Source organism: Roseateles chitinivorans (assembly GCF_050632145.1).
In the GTDB taxonomy this organism is placed as follows: domain Bacteria; phylum Pseudomonadota; class Gammaproteobacteria; order Burkholderiales; family Burkholderiaceae_C; genus Roseateles; species Roseateles chitinivorans_B.
The window spans coordinates 3,542,192-3,560,357 of record NZ_CP192577.1; the positions used below are offsets into that span (position 1 = coordinate 3,542,192).

Sequence of the window (18,166 nt, forward strand, 5' to 3'; positions counted from 1 at the left end):
AGTCGCTCGTTGTGAGACGTCGTTCGAGACGTCCTTAGAAAACCTGGAGGATTCCATGCTTGCCACTTCCCGCCTCGTTGCTTCGTCCAGCCTCGTGCTGAAGTCCGCCCTGGTGCTGTCCCCGCTGCTGCTGGCCGGCTGCCTGGCCACCGCGCCGACGATGGGCGAGAACAAGGGCACCGTCTCCGGCGCCGCCGGCGGCGCGACGGCCGAGAACAAGAACAGCCAGCTCGAGCATTGCGACGAGACGCTGGGCACGCTGACCATCTTCGAGGACAACAACGCCCCGTGGTGGTCGCAGCTGCGCGAGCGCCAGCTGGGATCGACGGTGCCGGTGCTGCGCCTGATGGTGCAGCAGTCCAACTGCTTCGTGATCGTCGAGCGCGGCAAGGCCTTCGCCAACATGGAGCGCGAGCGCGCGCTGATGCAGTCGGGCGAAACCCGTGCCGGCAGCAACTTCGGCCAGGGCCAGATGGTCGCCGCCGACTACACGATGAGCCCCGAGATCCAGTTCTCCGGCAAGACCGGCGGCGGCGGCGGCGGCATCGGGACCGGCGCGATCGGCCTGCTGACCGCGGTGGCGGCCAACATCAACCAGAACGAGGCGTCCACGACGCTGCTGCTGGTGGACAACCGCTCCGGCGTGCAGATCTCGGCCGCGGAAGGCACGGCCAAGAACTTCGACTTCGGCTTCGGCGGCGCCAGCTTCTTCGGCAACGCCGCCGTGGCCGGCGGCGCGTACGGCAAGACGCCGGCCGGCAAGGTGATCGTCACGGCCTTCGCGGATTCGTACAACCAGATGGTGAAGGCGCTGCGCAACTACAAGGCGCAGCAGGTCAAGGGCGGCCTGGGTGCCGGCGGCCGACTGGGCGTGTCGGGCGGCTCGACCGCGGCGTCCAAGGAAGTCGATCAAGCGGCCACGCCCGCGAAGGCCGCGCCGAAGGCGGCCGCCAAGCCGGCGGCGAAGAAGCCCGCGACCACGACGACGCCGACGACGAAGTGATCGTGCGCTGAGGAGCGTCGGGTGGTCGGGAGGCCGCCCAACTGCGCTTGGCCAAGCGCGGGCTCTCCACGCAGCAGGGGGCGTCCCTCCGGGAACCCCCAGCAGCATTCCGGCCCCACTTGCAGCCGCTGACGTCCTCCATCTTGAGGGCGCGGCGTGCGGAGTGGGGTTTTGCTTTGCTGCACGCGCTACGGCGCGGGACCCTTCACTGCTTCTCGATCTGCGAGCGCAGACGTTCTTCCTGCTCACGCAGCTCCGGCGTGAACGCCTCGCCGAAATCCTCGGCTTCGAAGATCTGCCGGATCTCGATGTCGGAGTCCGTCACCTGCGGGTTGGGGCACTTCTTGACCCACTCGATCGCCTCTTGCAGCGAGGCGCACTGCCAGATCCAGAAGCCGGCGATCAGCTCCTTCGTTTCAGTGAACGGGCCGTCGATGACCTGGCGTTCCTTGCCGGAGAACCGCACGCGCGCGCCCTTGCTCGACGGCTGCAGGCCGTCGCCCGACAGCATGACGCCGGCCTTCACCAGTTCCTCGTTGTACGCAAACATCGCGGTGATCAGCTCCGTGCTGGGCATCTCGCCCGCTTCGCTGTGGCTGTCCGCCTTGACGATGACCATGAATCGCATGTCGGTCTCCTGATGCAGTCCTGAAAATGGAAGAGGGTGGACCCGCCATTCAACGAATGGCGCGTCTCACCCTCATGACGTTCGGCGGATCCCGCTTTCGACATCGTCGATATCGTCGATAGCGGCCCCGACGTTTTCTTCAGTGGCGGATCAGCTGGACTGGTGCGCCCCGATCAAGCGGCCAGCAGTTGGCGCAGCACGTAGGGCAGGATGCCGCCGTGGCGGTAGTACTCGACCTCGATCGGCGTGTCGATGCGCAGGATCAGCGGGACGCGGCGCTCCGGCGCGACGCCGTCGGCCGCGCGGATCACCAGCGTCGCTTCGGACTGCGGCTTGATCTCGTCGCCGAGTTCGATGTCGATGACCTCGTCGCCTGTCAGGCCCAGCGATTCCCACGAGTCGCCCGCGCGGAACTGCAGCGGCAGCACGCCCATGCCGACCAGGTTGGAGCGGTGGATGCGCTCGAAGCTCTTGGCCACGACCGCACCGATGCCCAGCAGCTGCGTGCCCTTGGCCGCCCAGTCGCGGCTGGAGCCGGTGCCGTACTCCTCGCCGGCGAAGATCACCGTCGGCGTGCCGGCGGCGATGTAGCGCATCGCGGCGTCGTAGATGAACAGCTTCTCGCCGCCCGGCTGGAACAGCGTCAGGCCGCCTTCCTCGCGCGCGCCGTCGGGCTTGGCCGGGATCATCAGGTTCTTGATCCGGACGTTGGCGAAGGTGCCGCGCATCATGACTTCATGGTTGCCGCGGCGCGAGCCGTAGCTGTTGAAGTCGGCCTTGAGCACGCCCTTGTCCTTCAGGTAGGCGCCGGCGGGCGAGACCTCCTTGATCGCGCCGGCCGGGGAGATGTGGTCGGTGGTGATCGAGTCGCCGAACAGCGCCATGATGCGCGCGCCCTTGACGCCCGCTTCCTGGGCCTCGGGGATCTGGGTGAAGCGGTCGAAGAAGGGCGGCTGCGCGATGTAGGTGCTCTTGGGCCAGCCGTAGACCTGGCCGGTGCCGCCCTTGATCTTCTCCCAGAGCTTCCCGGGCTCGGCCTTGACCTTGCCGTAGTTGGCGCGGAACGCGTCGGGGTTGAGCGCCAGCTTCAGCAGCGCGTGGATCTCGTCGCTGGTCGGCCAGATGTCGCCCAGGTACACCGGCTTGCCGCCCGTGCCCAGGCCGACCGGTTCGGTCATCAGGTCGCGCGTCACGTTGCCGGCGATGGCATACGCGACCACCAGCGGCGGGCTGGCCAGGAAGTTGGCCTTGATGTTGGGATGGATGCGCGCCTCGAAGTTGCGGTTGCCCGACAGCACCGCCGCGCAGACGAGGTCGTTGCCGGTGATCGCCTCGTTGATCTCGGGCGTCAGGTCGCCGGCGTTGCCGATGCAGGTCGTGCAGCCATAGGCCGCCACGGAGAAGCCCAGCTTCTCCAGGTAGGGCAGCAGGCCCGCGTTCTGCAGGTACTCGGTGACGATGCGCGAGCCCGGCGCCAGCGAGGTCTTGATGTGCGGCTGGACCTTCAGGCCGGCCTCGACCGCCTTCTTGGCCAGCAGGCCGGCGGCCAGCATCACGCTCGGGTTGGACGTGTTGGTGCAGGAGGTGATCGCGGCGATCAGCACGTCGCCGTTGAAGATCTCCAGGCCCTTCTGCGTCCCGCCGAGCGGGAAGGACTTCGGCAGCTTCTCGACGGGCTGGTTGAACCCGTTCTCCGCCACCGGTTTCGTGTACAGCGAGGCGAAGGTCTTGGCCAGGTCGGTGATGACGATGCGGTCCTGCGGGCGCTTCGGGCCGGCCAGCGAGGGCACGACGGTGCCCAGGTCCAGCGAGACCACCTGGCTGAAGCGGATGTCGCCCGCCTTGGGGACCCCGAACAGGCCCTGCGCGCGGAAGTAGGCCTCGAAGGCCTCGATCTCGTCGCTCGTGCGGCCGGTGCCCTGGAAGTAGTCGATGGTGCGTTCGTCGACGGGGAAGAAGCCCATCGTCGCGCCGTACTCGGGCGCCATGTTGCCGATGGTGGCGCGGTCGGGGACCGACAGCGAGGCGGTGCCTTCGCCGAAGAACTCGACGAACTTGCCCACGACCTTGGCCTTGCGCAGGATCTCGGTCACGGTCAGCACCAGGTCGGTGGCGGTGACGCCCTCGCGCAGGCGGCCGCTCAGCTCGAAACCGACGACGTCCGGCGTCAGGAAGTAGACCGGCTGGCCGAGCATGCCGGCCTCGGCCTCGATGCCGCCGACGCCCCAGCCCACGACGCCGACGCCGTTGATCATCGTCGTGTGGCTGTCGGTGCCGACCAGGGTGTCGGGGTAGTAGACGGGGTCCTTGTCGGCGGTCTTCCCGGCAGTCTTGTGCACGCCGCGGGCCAGGTACTCGAGGTTGACCTGGTGGACGATGCCGAAGCCGGGCGGGACGACGCCGAAGGTGTCGAAGGCCTGCATGCCCCACTTCATGAACTCGTAGCGCTCGCGGTTGCGCTCGAACTCGAGCTTCATGTTCAGGTCCAGCGCCTTGGGGCTGCCGAAGTGGTCGATCATGATCGAGTGGTCGACGACCAGGTCGACCGGCACCAGCGGCTCGATCGTCTTCGGGTCCTTGCCCTGCGCCTTGGCGACGTTGCGCATCGCGGCCAGGTCGGCCAGCAGCGGCACGCCGGTGAAGTCCTGCAGCACCACGCGGGCGACGACGAAGGGGATCTCCTCGTTGCGGGGCGCGTTGGGCTGCCAGTTGGCGAGCTGCTCGACATGCTCCTCGGTCACGCGCTTGCCGTCGCAGTTGCGCAGCACCGACTCGAGCACCAGCCGGATCGAGACCGGCAGCTGGTTCACGTTGGGGAAGCGCTTGGCCAGCTCGGGCAGCGAGTGGTACTTGCCGCTCTTGCCGGAGGCGGTCTTGAAGCTGGCGACGGTGTTGGCGAATGCATGGGGCATGGCTGACTCCTGGGCTTTGGGGTCCTGGCGCGCTCCTGGCATTCGAGGAGGCGGGACGGTTTCTCTTCGGGCGATGACGTAGAGGCTATCGGGGCTGATTGTGGCCTCGGGCGGCGGGCTTGTGATGACTCCTTCGGGCGAGCTTGTGCGAGGGCGCAACGCCCCCCGTTCCATCCCCCCGCGTACCGTTGCCGGCGCCGCGGGCGGGCATGCGGATGGCGGCAATGTCCCCAGTCCGGGCGGGGCGTGGGGCATTGGCTAATATCGTCGGAGGCCTTTCAGGCCGCTTGCACCCGGGCCGACAAGAACTGACCCCCGGGGTGCTCCCGACCAATATTCTTTCGTAGCGTTTCGGACGAGGAATCCATGGATCAGGAACTGTTGTCCCCCGAGTCGGGCGCCGCCACCCGCGCGGCGGACGTGATCGCGGCGCCTCCCGGCGCGCCGCCGCTGCCGCCCGCCGGACTCACGCTGCTGCAGCGGCTGTTCTCCGCCTACCCGGGCAGCATGGGACTGCGGCTGGGGCACTGGGCGACGCGGCTGGGCCGGACCGCCCACCAGCCGGCCGGGTTCACGCTGGTCCTCAACGACCCCACCGCGCTGCGGCGCCTGCTGCTCGGCCGTGACCCCCTGCGTTTCGCCGAGGCCTACTTCACCGGCCAGATCGACGTGGAGGGCGACTTCTTCGCCGCCCTGCAGCTCAAGGACCACCTGCCGGCGCTGACGCTGTCCTGGAGCGACCGGCTGCGCCTGGCCGTGCGGCTGCTGGCGCCGGTGCCGCCCGCGACCGACGGGGAACTGCGCGCCGACGGCGTGCGCCGGCACACGCGCGCGGAGAACAAGGCCGCCATCGCCTTCCATTACGACCTGTCCAACGAGTTCTACGCGTTGTGGCTGGACCCGGCGATGGTCTATTCCTGCGCCTACTACGAGACCGACGACACCCCGCTGGCGCGGGCCCAGTGGGCCAAGCTGGACCACCTCTGCCGCAAGCTGCGGCTGCAGCCGGGCGAGGAACTGCTGGACATCGGCTGCGGCTGGGGGGCGCTGGTGATGCATGCGGCGCGTCATTACGGCGTGAAGGCCACCGGCATCACGCTGTCGGAGCGGCAGTTGGCGCTCGCCCGCGAGCGCATCGCCGCGGCGGGTCTGCAAGGGCAGGTGGAGGTCCGCCTGTGCGACTACCGGGACATGACGGGACAGTTCGACAAGATCTCCAGCGTCGGCATGTTCGAACACGTCGGGCTCAAGAACCTGCCGACGTATTTCGCCAGCGTGAACCGGCTGCTCAAGCCGGCGGGGCTGTTCCTGAACCACGGCATCACCCATGAGGAGGACGGGTGGGGGCAGGCGCTGTCGTCGAAGTTCATCAACCGCTACGTGTTCCCGGACGGCGAGCTGGACCGCGCGAGCAACGTGATGCGGGTGATGGAGCAGGCGCAGTTCGAGCTCCATGATGTCGAAGGCCTGCGCATGCACTACGCCAAGACGCTGCGCGCCTGGGTCGCGAAGCTGGAGGAGGCCCACGACCGGGCGCTCCAGTACGTGGACGAAGCGCACTACCGGATCTGGCGCCTGTACATGGCGGCCTCGGCGCTGGAGTTCGAGACGGGCGAGCTGGGCCTGTACCAGATCCTGGCCAGCAAGCGTGACGGTGGCCCGGCGCCCGTGCCGCTGACGCGGCGCTACATGTACGAGCCCCGCTAGCGATGTCGCCAGGGCCCGAGGTCGGCGGATGTCTTGGGGGCAAGCCTGCGACGGGCGGTGTGGCGCGCCGGCAGCGTGACCTGCGCTCAGGGGGAATGCACGTTGACCGACGTCGGGACGGCGCGCAAGATCCCCACCATGGGGATCCGTCATGACGAAGTCAGGAACTGGCGGACGGCGGTCGAGCAGGGCGCCTTCGGCGTCTGGGACTTGAACCCGCTGCTGGAGCTGGTGCATTACTCGCCGCGCTGGAAGCAGCACCTGGGCTTTCCGCATCCGGAGCAGCCCGACAGCACCGCGTTCTGGCGCTGCCGCGTCCATCCGGACGACCTCGACGCGATGATGCTGACGCTGCGCGCGCACTTCGACGGGTTCACCGGCACCTACGAGCAACGCTTCCGCCTGCGCAGCAACGGCTCGGGCTACCGCAACGTGCTCTCGCGAGGCCGCGTCGTGCAGCGCGACCACCGCGGCGATGTGCAGCGGATGCTGGGCACGATGGTGGACCTGACGGTGAGGCCGGCGACGCCGTACCAGGACCGGTTCATGGGTGGGCACCATCCGATCGGCTCGCTGGGCTGCGTGCCGTTCCACGCGCTGCTGGAGGACGGCAACGAGGCGCTGCTCGATCAGGTGGCGGGGATCCTGGCGGCGTCGTTCAGGCAGGCGTCCTTCGGGGTCTGATCGGGGAGGGCGAGGCCGAGACGGGTAATTTTCCGCAGGCCTGGCGACTTGAACGCCCCGGGGAAATGCGCGCCGTGCCAGTGAGCCAGAATGCGCCCCCGGATGATCTTTCGCGATCCCCGGCCAGGCAGAACTTGGTCCGGTCCGCAAGAGGTGGATCGTCCATCGCTGGCTCCGACTGTCCACTGCATACTGCCGCAGCATTTCCCCCATCGTGATGTCTTCCTTTCGTGTTTGTCGCTGGTCAGCCTGGGCGCCGGGTCTGCCAGACCCGGGTCTCTGGCCGGCCTGGCTGATGACGCCTGATCTTTCGCGACTCGAGGGCGAAGCGGTTCCCGCACTGAGCGAACTGCCACCCATGACGCGGCGTCGCATCGACCCACTGGGGCGGGCAGCCCTTCAGACGGCCTTCTGGACTCAAGGCGGTTTGGCCACGGGGCCTGTCGTCTTTTCCTCCCGCTGGGGGGAGATCTCACGATCCGTGACCCTTCTGCGCCAGCTCGCGAGTGGGGAGCCTCTTTCCCCAACCGCCTTCAGCCTGTCGGTGCACAACGCCAGCAGCGCGCTCTACTCGATCGCTCGTGGCGATACCGCCAACTACGCCGCCGTTTCCGCCGGTGCCGGCAGCGCCGCGGCCGCCGTGTGCGAGGCGTTGGGCCTGCTGGCCGACGGCGCGCGGCAGGTGCTGGTGGTGAGCGTGGAATCGGCGTTGCCGGATCCCTACCGGGCCTTCGATGCGGAGGCCTTGCCCCTGCGCGCCTGGGCGGCGCTGATCGAGCCCGGCGACGAGATCCGCCTGGAATCGGCACCGCAGACGGCGACCGTCCCGTCGTCCCTGCCGCCCGACCTGGCGGCGCTCCAGGTCATCGCGGGCAGCGCCTCCGAACTGCATCAGGCCGGCTGGCGCTGGAGCCGTCATGTCTGACGGATTCGCCTGGATCGGCAGGCTCTGGCGCATCGTCGCCACGGCCATCGCCTTCATCTGCTTCGGCATCGGCGGGCTGATGCTGGGCCTGGTCGTCTTCCCCGTCCTGCGGATCACCACGCGCGATCCCGAACTGCGCGGACGCCGGGCCCGGGCGCTCATCGGCACGCTGTTCCGGCTGTTCGTGCGCTGGATGCGCTTCCTGGGCCTGCTGACCTACGAGCTTCACGGCCTGGAACGCCTGCGGCGTCAGGGCATGCTGGTGCTCGCCAACCACCCGACGCTGATCGACGTTGTGTTTCTGATCGGTTTCGTTCCGGATGCGCTTTGTGTGGTGAAGTCGACACTAGCGAACCACCCCAGTACGAGGGGGCCGGTGCTGGCAACGGGCTACATCTGCAACAATTCGGGGGCCGACCTGCTGCAAACCTGCGTAGACAAGTTGAAGGCGGGCGGTAACCTGATCATCTTTCCGGAAGGCACGCGCACGCGCCCTGGGCAAGCTCTGAAGATGCACCGGGGTGCCGCGCAGATCGCTCTGCGAGGCGGCTTGGCCATCACCCCGGTTCACATCCGCTGCGAACCGCTGGGTCTCTTCAAGGGTCAGCCCTGGTGGCGCGTCGCCGAGCGCCCGCTGCATTTCAGTATCGAGGTGGCCGAGGACTTCCCGACGGCCCCCTTCCTGGAGGCCGCCGGCGGCGAGGCGGCGCTGGCGGCGCGGCGCCTCACGGAACATCTGATCTGGTACTTCAGTCCATCCAATAAACAAGACTCGGTCTTCGGGAGCCATGCAAGCGCTGCAGCAAGAAATCAAGGAGTTGCTGATCTCGGCACTTCAACTGGAAGACCTCAGTCCTGACGACATCGACGCGGAGCAGCCGCTGTTCGTCGAGGGCCTGGGTCTGGATTCCATCGATGCGCTCGAGCTTGGACTGGCGTTGCAGAAGCGCTACGGCGTCAGCATGAGCGCGGACTCCGCGGAGACCCGTCGACACTTCGCCAGCATCCGGGCGCTGGCCGAGTTCGTGGCCTCGCACCGCAAGCTCGCCGCCTGAGCGCCTCCGGTCGCACTTACCAAGACCAAGATCCGGCCATGACAGACCAAGACATCTTCGAGCGCCTGCGCACCATCCTGATCGAGACCTTCGACATCGAGGCCGCTCGCATCACGCCGCAGGCGCGGCTGTACGAGGATCTCGACATCGACAGCATCGATGCCGTCGACCTCATCGTGCGACTCAAGCCGCTGGTGGGCAAGCGCCTGCAGCCCGAAGCGTTCAAGACCGTGCGCACGCTGCAGGACGTGATCAACGCGCTGCAGGGGCTGATGCAGTCCGACCCGGGTTCGCTGGCGAAAGTCGAGTTCGAGGGCGCCGGGGCCCCCACGAACTCCTGATCGGGTTCCTCCATGCGATGGGCCCTCGTAGTGGCCCTGACGGTCGCCTACCCCCTGCTGGTCTTCGCGAGCCTCGGGCATGTCGAGCCGCGTTATCTGGCCCTGCTGCTGCTGGTCCTGGGACTGCTGCGGCTGACCGTCGGGGAAGCGGCGCGGTCCAGGCGCGCTGGATCGTCGCGGCCGCGCTGCTGCTGGCTGGCCTGACGGCGCTGCTGAACCGCAGCCTGCCGCTCAAGCTCTATCCCGTGCTGGTCAACTTCGCGATGCTGACGGTGTTCTCGTTGAGCCTGGTGCGCGGGCCGTCGATCGTCGAGCGACTCGCGCGGCTGACTGATCCGCATCTGCCACCGGAAGCCATTCGTTACACGCGTCGGGTGACGCAGGTCTGGTGCGGCTTTTTCCTGATGAACGGCCTGATCGCGCTGGCGACCGCCCTGTGGGCCAGCGAGCGCGTGTGGGCGCTTTACAGCGGGCTGATCGCCTACGGGCTCATGGGCCTGCTGATGGGCGGCGAATGGCTGGTGCGACGCCGCGTCCGCGCGAGGATGAAGGCATGACCCCCAGCCAACGCCTGGCGGCCTGGCCCCTGACGCCGATGACGCCCGCCGATCCCGACCATCGTCTGGGCTGGCGCGGCGCGACACCGGTCTCCGGACTCGAATTCAACGAGCGTACACGCCGCTGGCAGGCTGCCTTCGAGCAGGCGGCAGGATTGTGCTTCGTGCTCTTCTTCACCGACAGCATCGAGTTCGCCGCAGCGCTGCTCGGGCTGTGGCAGGCGGGCAAGCAGGCCTGGCTGCCGGGGGACCTGACCGCGGCGACGCAGTCGGCGCTGCGTCGCCAGGTGTCCGGCTGGGCCGGGGACGGCGCGGGCATCCCGGACCTGCCGCGGGTTCAGGCCGGCGATGCCATCGCCCCCTGGCCGGCGCGCCGCTGGATCCGGAGGTCGAAGGCCTGGTCGTTTTCACGTCCGGTTCGACGGGTGCGCCCGAGGCCTGTCCCAAGCGCCTGCGCCAGCTCTTCGACGAGATCGATGCGCTGGAGCAGGCGTTCAGTGGCGCGAGCCCCGGCGGCACCGTGATCGCGAGCGTGTCGGCGCAGCACGTGTACGGGCTGCTGTTCCGCGTGTTGTGGCCGTTGGCCACCGGACGGTCTCCGCAGGCCCGCAGCCTCGTGTACCTCGAAGACCTGGCCGCCTTGCTGCCTGACGGTGAAAGGGCCGTCCTGATCGCCAGCCCCACCCATCTGAGCCGCCTGCCGGTGGAGGCGCCGGCTGCCGCCACGCGGGTGGAGCATGTGTTCAGCTCTGGCGCGCCGTTGCCCGATGCCGCCGTCCCGGAGGCGCTGCGCGTCTTCGGTCGTGCGCCGGTCGAGGTCTACGGCAGCACGGAGACCGGCGGCGTCGCGTGGCGCCGCCGAGATCCGGGAAGCCCGACCTGCTGGCAGGCATTGCCCGGTGTGGACTGGCGCATCGACGATGGACAACTCGCCGTCCGGTCGCCTCACCTGCCGACCTCCGACTGGACGACCGGCGCGGACCGAGCCGTCGCGGTGGACGGCGGCTTCGAGCTGCGCGGCCGGGCCGACCGTCTCGTCAAGATCGCCGAGAAGCGCGTGTCCCTGCAGGCGCTGGAAACCTGTCTGCTGCAGGGCGGACTGCTGACGGCCTTGTGCCTGGTGATGCTGGACGAGTCTCGCGCCCAGATCGGCGTGGTGGCCGTGCCCAGTGCCGAGGGTTGGGAACTACTCGACCGCGAGGGTCGCCGTGCGCTGGCCGAGGCGCTGCGCACGCAACTGCTCGACGTGGTGGAGCGGCCGTCCCTGCCGCGCCGCTGGCGCTTCTTGCCCGAGCTGCCGCGCAACCCGCAAGGCAAATCTACGCAGACTCGTCTGCAGGCGGAATTCGACCCGCGCCGTCCGCCGGTCCGGACCCTCGCGCGAGACGGCGGCAAGGTGGAACTGACGCTGCTGGTGGAGCCCACGTTGCCCCAGTTCGAGGGGCATTTCCCCGAGCATCCGGTGCTGCCCGGCGTGGCCCAGCTCGACTGGGCGTTGCTGTTCGGACGGGAATGCTTCGACATCGACGGCGAATTCACCGGCGTGGAGGCGCTCAAGTTCCAGCGCGTCGTCGTGCCCGGCACGCGCCTGACGCTCACGCTCGAGTGGCAGGCGGGGCGCCTCGGCTTCCGCTACCAGTCCGCGCTCGGCCCGCATGCCAGTGGACGGGTGCAGTTCGGCGAGGTCCCGGCCGCATGAACCCCGCCATGACACTCGGTGCCGTCATCCCGGTCTACAACCATGCCGTACCGGTCGCGGGCGTCGCGCGCGCGCTGCGGTCGCACGGCCTGCCGGTGCTGCTGGTCGACGACGGCAGCGAGCCCGGCTGTGCGCAGGCGCTGGACCGGCTCGCGACCGAGCCCGGCATCGCGCTGCTGCGCCTGCCCGAGAACCAGGGAAAGGGCGGGGCGGTGATGGCCGGACTGCGCCACGCGCGCACGCTGGGCTGGAGCCATGCGCTGCAGATCGACGCCGACGGCCAGCACGACACCGCCGACGTGCCCACCTTCGTCGCGCAGGCGCGTGCCCATCCCGGGCACTTCGTCTGCGGCTGCCCGGTCTACGATGCGAGCGTGCCCAAGGGCCGGCTCTACGGACGCTACGCCACGCATGTCTGGGTCTGGATCAATACGCTGTCCTTCGCGGTGCGCGACTCGATGTGCGGCTTCCGGATCTATCCGCTGGCGCCGACTGTCGCGGTGCTGGAGGGCGCGCGCATCGGGCGACGCATGGATTTCGACGTCGAGATCGCGGTACGTCTGGTCTGGGCCGCTGTGCCGGTGATCAACCAGCCTACGCGCGTGCGCTACCCCGAGGACGGCGTCTCGCACTTCCGCGTCTGGCGCGACAACGTGCTGATCTCAACGATGCACACGCGGCTCTTCTTCGGCATGCTGCGGCGCGCCCCCGCGATGCTGTGGCGGCGGTGGGCGGCATGACGACGGGCCAGAGCGGGCCGGCCCGGCGACCCCGACATTGGGCCGCCATGGGCGAGAGCACCTTCAGTGGCCGGTATCTGGCTACTCTTCGGCGTGCATCGCCTGATGGGCCGGACCGTCTTCCGCGTGCTGCTGTGGCCGGTGGTGCTGACCTACTGGCTGGCGCGGCCCTCGTTGCGCGCGCACAGCCTGGGTTATCTGCGCCGCGTGCGGCCCGGCGCGGGCTGGCGCGACGGTCTTGCGCACGTGCGCCTGTTCGCCGAGACCATGCTCGACAAGCTGCTGGCGATGGCCGGTCGTTATCCCATGGAACGCGTGAAGGAGCGCGGCGCCGAGGCACTGCACCAGCAGGTGAAGTCCGGGCAGGGTGCGGTGCTGGTGACGGCGCACATGGGCTGCCTCGAGCTGTGCCAGGCGCTGGCGGAACAGCGCCCCGACTTCAAGGTCAACGTGCTGGTGCACACCCGGCATGCCGAGGCCTTCAACCGCATCCTGCGCCGGCTGCGCCCGCAGGCCCGTGTCGACCTGATCGAGGTCACCGACCTGGACATGGCGCTGACGCTCCATCTCGCGGCCAAGGTCGCGGCCGGCGAGTTCCTGGCGATCGCCGGCGACCGCGTGCCGGTACGCGGCAGCAAGACGGTGCGCGTGCCCTTCCTCGGCGACGACGCCGACTTCCCCGTCGGGCCCTACCTGATCGCCGGCCTGCTGGGCTGCCCGCTGTTCCTCATGCTCAGCCTGCACGAAGGCGAGGGCTACGCACTCGAGTTCGAGCAACTGGCCGAGGTGGTCCATCTGCCGCGCCGTTCGCGCGAGGCGGCGATGGCGGCCCACGCGCGCCGCTTCGCCGACGCCTTGACCGAACGACTGCGGCGCTCGCCCCATGACTGGTTCAACTTCTACGCCTTCTGGGACCAGGTCCCCCATGACGCCCATGACCCCCATGCCGCCCATCACGTTTGACGGTCGACGCCTGCGCATCGAGGACATCGCCGCCCTCGCGCGGCGCGAGGCCTCGGCCGAGCTCGGCCGCTCCGCGCCGTTCCAGGCGCGCATCGAGGCCGGCGCGAACTTCGTCGCCCGGCTGCTCGCCGAAGACGGCGTCATCTACGGTGTCACGACGGGCTACGGCGATTCCTGCACCGTGGCCGTGCCGCCGTCGTTGGTGCCCGAGCTGCCGCACCACCTCTACACCTACCACGGCATTGGTGCCGGCGCGCTGCTGAACCCGGCGCAGACGCGCGCGGTGCTGGGCGCGCGCCTGGCCTCGCTGTGCCAGGGCATGTCGGGCGTGAGCCTGGATCTGCTGCGCCAGATCGAGACCCTGCTGCGCCACGACATCCTGCCGCTGATCCCGAGCGAGGGATCGGTCGGCGCCAGCGGCGACCTCACGCCGCTGTCCTACCTGGCCGCCGCGCTGTGCGGCGAGCGCGAGGTCAGCGTCAACGGCGAGACGATGCCGGCGGCCGATGCGTTGCGGGCCGTCGGCGCGACGCCGCTGCGGCTGCGTCCGAAGGAAGGACTGGCGATCATGAACGGCACGGCCGTCATGACGGGGCTGGCCTGCCTGGCCTTCGAGCGGGCCGAGTACCTCGCCCGGATCGCGACCCGGCTCACGGCGATGAACGTGGTCGCCAGCGCCGGCAACGCGCACCACTTCGACGAGATGCTGTTCGCGGCCAAGCCGCATGCAGGCCAGCAGCGCGTGGCCGAGCGGCTGCGCGGCGACCTGGCGAGCGAGCGTCCGTCGCGCAACGACGAGCGCCTGCAGGACCGCTACTCGCTGCGCTGCGCGCCGCACGTGATCGGCGTGCTCGAGGATGCCTTGCCCTGGCTGCGCCAGCTGATCGAGAACGAGCTCAACAGCGCCAACGACAACCCGCTGATCGACCCCGAGGGCGAACGCGTATTGCACGGCGGCCACTTCTACGGCGGCCACATCGCGATGGCGATGGACACGCTGAAGACGGCGGTGGCCAATCTGGCCGACCTGATGGACCGCCAGCTCGCGCTGCTGGTGGACGCCCGCTACAACCATGGCCTGCCGGCCAACCTGTCCGGCGCCCGCGGCGAACGCGCGTCCATCAACCACGGCCTGAAGGCGCTGCAGATCAGCGTCTCGGCCTGGACCGCCGAGGCCCTGAAGCAGACCATGCCGGCCTCGGTCTTCAGCCGCTCCACCGAGTGCCACAACCAGGACAAGGTGAGCATGGGCACGATCGCCGCGCGCGACGCGATGCGGGTGCTGGAGCTGACCGAACAGGTCGCCGCCGGGCTGCTGATCGCCGCGCGCCAGGGTCTGGCGCTGCGCGACCAGCAGACGCCGCTGGCGCTGACGCCAGCGCTCGGCGCGATGCAGGCCGACCTGTCGGAACGCCTGCCGCTGATCGTCGAGGACCGCGCGCTGGATCGCGAGCTGCGCGGCCTGATCGAGTCCATCCGCGAGCGGCGGTGGAGCCTCTATGGCTGAGCTGTGGCACGAGATCGAACTCAGCCCGGCCTTCCATGACCTGGACCCGATGGACATCGTCTGGCACGGGAACTACGTCAAGTACATGGAGCTGGCGCGCGAGGCTCTGCTGGCCCGCTTCGACTATGACTACCCGCGCATGCGGGCGTCGGGTTACGCCTGGCCGGTCGTGGACATGCGGCTCAAGTACGTGGACATGCTCCCCTACGGCCGGCGCGTCGTCGTGCGTGCCGAGATCGTCGAGTGGGAGAACCGTCTCAAGATCGAGTACGTGATCCGCGACGTCGAGAGCGGCAAGACGATCAACAAGGCCTACACCATCCAGGTCGCCTACAGCATCGCGCGGCGCGAGATGCAGTACGTGTGCCCGCAGGTGCTGTGGGAGAAGCTCGGCGTGGAGCCCGCATGAAGCGCCGCGCCCTGTTGATCGCGCCCGTCGTCGCTCCGCTGGCCGCGCGGCTGACCGCGGCGGTGGCGCCGTCGTTGACGATGGCGCTGGCGCTGGGCGGAGGGCTGTCCGGTCCGGCCGCCGCCGCGCCGGCGGATTTGGCGCAGGCCGTGCGCGAGCGGTTGCGCCAGCCTGAATGGCTGCGCGGCGAGTTCACTCAGACCAAGAAGGTGGCCGGCTTCGCCAAGCCGCTGCTGTCGCGCGGCGACTTCGTGCTGGCGCGCGGACGCGGCGTGCTGTGGCGCACTGTCAAGCCCTTCGCCAGCGAACTGCGCCTGACGCGCGACGAGATCCGCGCCACGCAGGGCGGCCAGACCGCGATGCGGCTCGAGGCCGCGCGCGAGCCGGTGGTGCGCGTGATCAACTCGCTGATGTTCTCGCTGCTCAACGGCGACGTCAGCGGCCTGGGCGAACTGTTCGAGCTCGACGGCGCCGTGAAGGGCGCGAGCTGGCAGCTCGCGCTGACGCCCAAGCCGGGCGCGCTGCGCCAAGTGCTGCGCAAGGTCGATCTGGAGGGCGACAGCTTCGTGCGCCGCATCCAGCTCTTCGAGGCCAACGGCGACGAGAGCCTCATTGAGCTCGTCAACCTGCGGCCCGACGTCGCGCCCGAACCCGGCCTGTTCCAGTGAACCTGGAGCGCATCACCCGGCGTCTCGCGGGCCTGTGGCTCGTGGTGGTGCTCGCCTGCGTGGGCCACAACGCCTGGTATTGGGGCGTGCAGCGGCACGCGCCGGTCACCGACCTGCTGGCGATGTTGCCCACCGACGAGCAGCGACCACTGGCGACGCAGGCGACCCAGGCGCTGGCCGACGCGGGCTCGCGCCGCGTCACCGTGCTCATCGGCGGCGGCGACTGGGCGCAGGCCCAGGCGGCGGCCGATGCTTTTCTCCAGGCGCTGGGCGACGTGCCCGCGCGCCATCGCGTGGCCGACGCGGACCAGCAGGCCTGGCTGGATCTCTACGCCCCGGTGAGTCGGGGCCTGCTGAGCTCGGAGACGCGCGCGCGGCTGACGGCGGCGCCGACGGCGGCGCTCGCGGACCAGGCGCTTGCCGCTCTCTATCAGCCGGTGGCCGGTCCGAGGATCGGTCGGTGGGCAGACGATCCGCTCAATCTCTTCGGCCTGTGGCTGTCCGAACGCGGTCAGGGCAGCCGGGTGCGTGTGCAGGACGGCCGGCTGATGCTGACCGATGCCGCCGCACCGCAGCGGCATTACGCCCTGGTGCTGATCGAGTTGCCCGGTTCGGGCTTCGAGATCGGCGCCGTGCGCGCAGTGCTGCCGCGGCTGGCGGCCGCCACACGCGCCGCGCAGACCGGCGGCGCGGACGTGCTGCAGGCCGGTGTGCCGCTGTTCGCCGCCGCCGCCTCGGACCAGGCGGAGCGCGAGATCCACACCATCGGTCTGGGGTCGCTGCTGGGCATCGTCGCGCTGACCCTGCTGGCCTTCCGTTCGCTCCGGCCGCGGCTGCTGGTGACGCTGTCGATGGCAGTGGGCCTGCTGGTGGCCACCTCGGTGACACTGCTCTGGTTCGGCGAACTGCACCTGGTGACGCTGGTGTTCGGCGTCAGCCTGCTGGGCGTGGCGGAGAACTACGGCACCAACTACTTCAGCGCCCGGCAAGGCCTGGCCCCGAATGAGCGCTGGACCATGCTGGCGCGCCAGATCCCCGTCGTCAGCCTGGCGATGGCCACCACCGTGATCGGTTACGGGCTGCTGGCACTGCCGCCGTTCCCGGGACTGCGCCAGGTGGCGGTGTTCTCCGGCGTCGGCCTGGTGGCCGCCTTCGTGACGGTGCTCTGGTGGTTCCCGCTGATGGACGGGCAGGGCCGCATGGCACAGACGCGCTTTGCCGAGTGGCTCGGCTCGCGACGCGCGCTGTGGCCCTGCCTGGGCCGTCGCGGTTTGACGGTGCTCGGCCTCGTCGCGCTGTTGCTGGTCGCGGCCGGCGCCGCCCGGCTGCGCGTGGACGACGACATCCGCCAGCTGCAGTCCGCACCGCCTGCGCTGATCGAGCAGCAGCGCGAGTTCGCGCGGCTCATGCAGGCGCCGGGCGTGGCGCAGTTCTTCGTCGTGCAGGGTGCGACCGAACAGGAGCTGCTCGAACGTGAAGAAGCGCTGACGGCGCGCCTGCACGGGCTCGGCCTGGGCGTGCAGGCGGTCAGCGACTGGTTGCCCTCGCTGCGCCGTCAGCGCGAGGACCGGGATCTGGCCGCGCGCCGGCTGGCCGAACTGCGGCCCGAACTCGAGAAGCGGCTCGACCAGGCCATCGAACCCGGCTCGACCGCCACCATCCCGAACGCCAACGCCAACGCCAACGCCAACGCCGACGCGACCGCCACCGAGCTGACACCGTCGGCCTGGCTGGCGAGTCCGGCGAGCGAGCCGCTGCGGGCGCAATGGCTGGGGCGCCTGGGCGCCGGTCCCGCGACGGCGGTACTGCTGCGCGGCGCGGAATCGCGCGAGACTCGCGAGGCGCTGGCCGCGTTGCGGCTCGACGGTGTCACCTGGGTCGACAAGGTCGGCGAGATCAGCGGACTGCTCGGCCGTTACCGCGCGCTGATGTCCGTCGTGCTGGTGGCCGGCTTCGCGCTCACCTGGGCGGCGCTGGCCTGGCGCTTCGGCCGCCGTGCCTGGCGCGCACTGGCGCCCACGGCACTGGCCAGCGTGCTCACCGTGGCCTTGCTGGCGCTATCCGGCCAGGTGCTGCAGCTCTTCCATATCCTGCCGCTGCTGATCCTGCTGGGACTCGGCGTCGATTACGGCATCTTCATGCTCGAGCAGCCGGACCGGCGGGCCACCCAGCCCTTCCTGTCCGTCACGCTCGCCGCGGCGTCCACGCTGCTGTCCTTCGGCTTGCTGGCCCTGTCCGGCACGCCGGCCCTGCGTGCCTTCGGGCTGACCCTGCTGTTCGGGGTCTTCCTGGCCTGGCTGTTCACCCCCTTCTTCATGCCCGACCATGATTGAGACCAAGAAGTTCTCGCCCCCAAGCAGCGCGCCTT

At 69.5% G+C, this 18,166-nt stretch carries 18 protein-coding genes; 16 read left to right on the top strand and 2 right to left on the bottom strand.

The window, feature by feature from the left end:
* Nucleotides 1-55: 55 nt before the first annotated feature.
* Nucleotides 56-1,003, top strand: a complete 948-nt coding sequence (locus ACQ86G_RS16330; RefSeq protein ID WP_431256324.1) for a CsgG/HfaB family protein — start codon at nucleotides 56-58, stop codon at nucleotides 1,001-1,003.
* Between the two features lie 205 nt (nucleotides 1,004-1,208).
* Here the strand turns inward: ACQ86G_RS16330 and ACQ86G_RS16335 are convergent, their stop codons facing one another.
* Both ACQ86G_RS16335 and acnA read right to left on the bottom strand, forming a co-directional pair.
* Complete coding sequence (locus ACQ86G_RS16335) at nucleotides 1,209-1,631, bottom strand: YciI family protein (RefSeq protein ID WP_431256325.1); 423 nt, start codon at nucleotides 1,629-1,631, stop codon at nucleotides 1,209-1,211.
* 173 nt (nucleotides 1,632-1,804) lie between these two features.
* Nucleotides 1,805-4,543 (bottom strand): aconitate hydratase AcnA, encoded by a 2,739-nt coding sequence (acnA, locus tag ACQ86G_RS16340; protein WP_431256326.1) that lies wholly within the window; start codon nucleotides 4,541-4,543, stop codon nucleotides 1,805-1,807.
* A 366-nt stretch (nucleotides 4,544-4,909) separates the two neighbouring features.
* On the opposite strand from acnA, the gene ACQ86G_RS16345 reads away from it, so the two are divergent.
* The 15 genes from ACQ86G_RS16345 to ACQ86G_RS16415 all read left to right on the top strand — a co-directional run bounded on the left by ACQ86G_RS16345 (nucleotide 4,910) and on the right by ACQ86G_RS16415 (nucleotide 18,131).
* Nucleotides 4,910-6,250, top strand: coding sequence for a class I SAM-dependent methyltransferase (locus ACQ86G_RS16345; RefSeq protein WP_431256327.1), 1,341 nt, complete (start codon nucleotides 4,910-4,912; stop codon nucleotides 6,248-6,250).
* Between the two features lie 138 nt (nucleotides 6,251-6,388).
* A complete protein-coding gene (locus ACQ86G_RS16350; protein ID WP_431256328.1) occupies nucleotides 6,389-6,934 on the top strand; it encodes a PAS domain-containing protein in 546 nt (181 codons plus the stop codon).
* A gap of 217 nt (nucleotides 6,935-7,151) precedes the next feature.
* A complete protein-coding gene (locus ACQ86G_RS16355; RefSeq protein WP_431261421.1) occupies nucleotides 7,152-7,859 on the top strand; it encodes a beta-ketoacyl synthase chain length factor in 708 nt (235 codons plus the stop codon).
* A complete protein-coding gene (locus ACQ86G_RS16360) occupies nucleotides 7,852-8,718 on the top strand; it encodes a lysophospholipid acyltransferase family protein (protein WP_431256329.1) in 867 nt (288 codons plus the stop codon). The genes ACQ86G_RS16355 and ACQ86G_RS16360 overlap by 8 nt, the downstream gene beginning before the upstream one ends.
* The gene (locus ACQ86G_RS16365) at nucleotides 8,648-8,914 is read left to right on the top strand and encodes a phosphopantetheine-binding protein (protein WP_431256330.1); all 267 of its coding nucleotides are present in this window, start codon (nucleotides 8,648-8,650) and stop codon (nucleotides 8,912-8,914) included. The genes ACQ86G_RS16360 and ACQ86G_RS16365 overlap by 71 nt, the downstream gene beginning before the upstream one ends.
* A gap of 38 nt (nucleotides 8,915-8,952) precedes the next feature.
* Entirely contained in the window at nucleotides 8,953-9,255 is a 303-nt protein-coding gene (locus ACQ86G_RS16370) for an acyl carrier protein (RefSeq protein ID WP_431256331.1), read from the top strand.
* 12 nt (nucleotides 9,256-9,267) lie between these two features.
* Entirely contained in the window at nucleotides 9,268-9,459 is a 192-nt protein-coding gene (locus tag ACQ86G_RS16375) for a hypothetical protein (protein WP_431256332.1), read from the top strand.
* Between the two features lie 41 nt (nucleotides 9,460-9,500).
* On the top strand, nucleotides 9,501-9,812 hold the full coding sequence (locus ACQ86G_RS16380) for a hypothetical protein (protein WP_431256333.1): 312 nt from the start codon (nucleotides 9,501-9,503) through the stop codon (nucleotides 9,810-9,812).
* Between the two features lie 214 nt (nucleotides 9,813-10,026).
* Nucleotides 10,027-11,511 carry an AMP-binding protein gene (locus ACQ86G_RS16385; protein ID WP_431256334.1) on the top strand — a complete coding sequence of 495 codons (1,485 nt, stop codon included), beginning with the start codon at nucleotides 10,027-10,029 and terminating at the stop codon, nucleotides 11,509-11,511.
* Between the two features lie 8 nt (nucleotides 11,512-11,519).
* On the top strand, nucleotides 11,520-12,251 hold the full coding sequence (locus ACQ86G_RS16390) for a glycosyltransferase family 2 protein (protein WP_431256335.1): 732 nt from the start codon (nucleotides 11,520-11,522) through the stop codon (nucleotides 12,249-12,251).
* A 93-nt stretch (nucleotides 12,252-12,344) separates the two neighbouring features.
* Nucleotides 12,345-13,214 carry an acyltransferase gene (locus ACQ86G_RS16395; RefSeq protein WP_431256336.1) on the top strand — a complete coding sequence of 290 codons (870 nt, stop codon included), beginning with the start codon at nucleotides 12,345-12,347 and terminating at the stop codon, nucleotides 13,212-13,214.
* Nucleotides 13,177-14,721, top strand: a complete 1,545-nt coding sequence (locus ACQ86G_RS16400) for an HAL/PAL/TAL family ammonia-lyase (RefSeq protein WP_431256337.1) — start codon at nucleotides 13,177-13,179, stop codon at nucleotides 14,719-14,721. The genes ACQ86G_RS16395 and ACQ86G_RS16400 overlap by 38 nt, the downstream gene beginning before the upstream one ends.
* Entirely contained in the window at nucleotides 14,714-15,130 is a 417-nt protein-coding gene (locus ACQ86G_RS16405; protein ID WP_431256338.1) for an acyl-CoA thioesterase, read from the top strand. The genes ACQ86G_RS16400 and ACQ86G_RS16405 overlap by 8 nt, the downstream gene beginning before the upstream one ends.
* Nucleotides 15,127-15,798 (top strand): outer membrane lipoprotein carrier protein LolA, encoded by a 672-nt coding sequence (locus ACQ86G_RS16410; protein ID WP_431256339.1) that lies wholly within the window; start codon nucleotides 15,127-15,129, stop codon nucleotides 15,796-15,798. The genes ACQ86G_RS16405 and ACQ86G_RS16410 overlap by 4 nt, the downstream gene beginning before the upstream one ends.
* Nucleotides 15,795-18,131, top strand: coding sequence for an MMPL family transporter (locus ACQ86G_RS16415; protein ID WP_431256340.1), 2,337 nt, complete (start codon nucleotides 15,795-15,797; stop codon nucleotides 18,129-18,131). Before ACQ86G_RS16410 ends, ACQ86G_RS16415 begins: the two co-directional genes overlap by 4 nt.
* The last annotated feature ends 35 nt before the right edge of the window (nucleotides 18,132-18,166 follow it).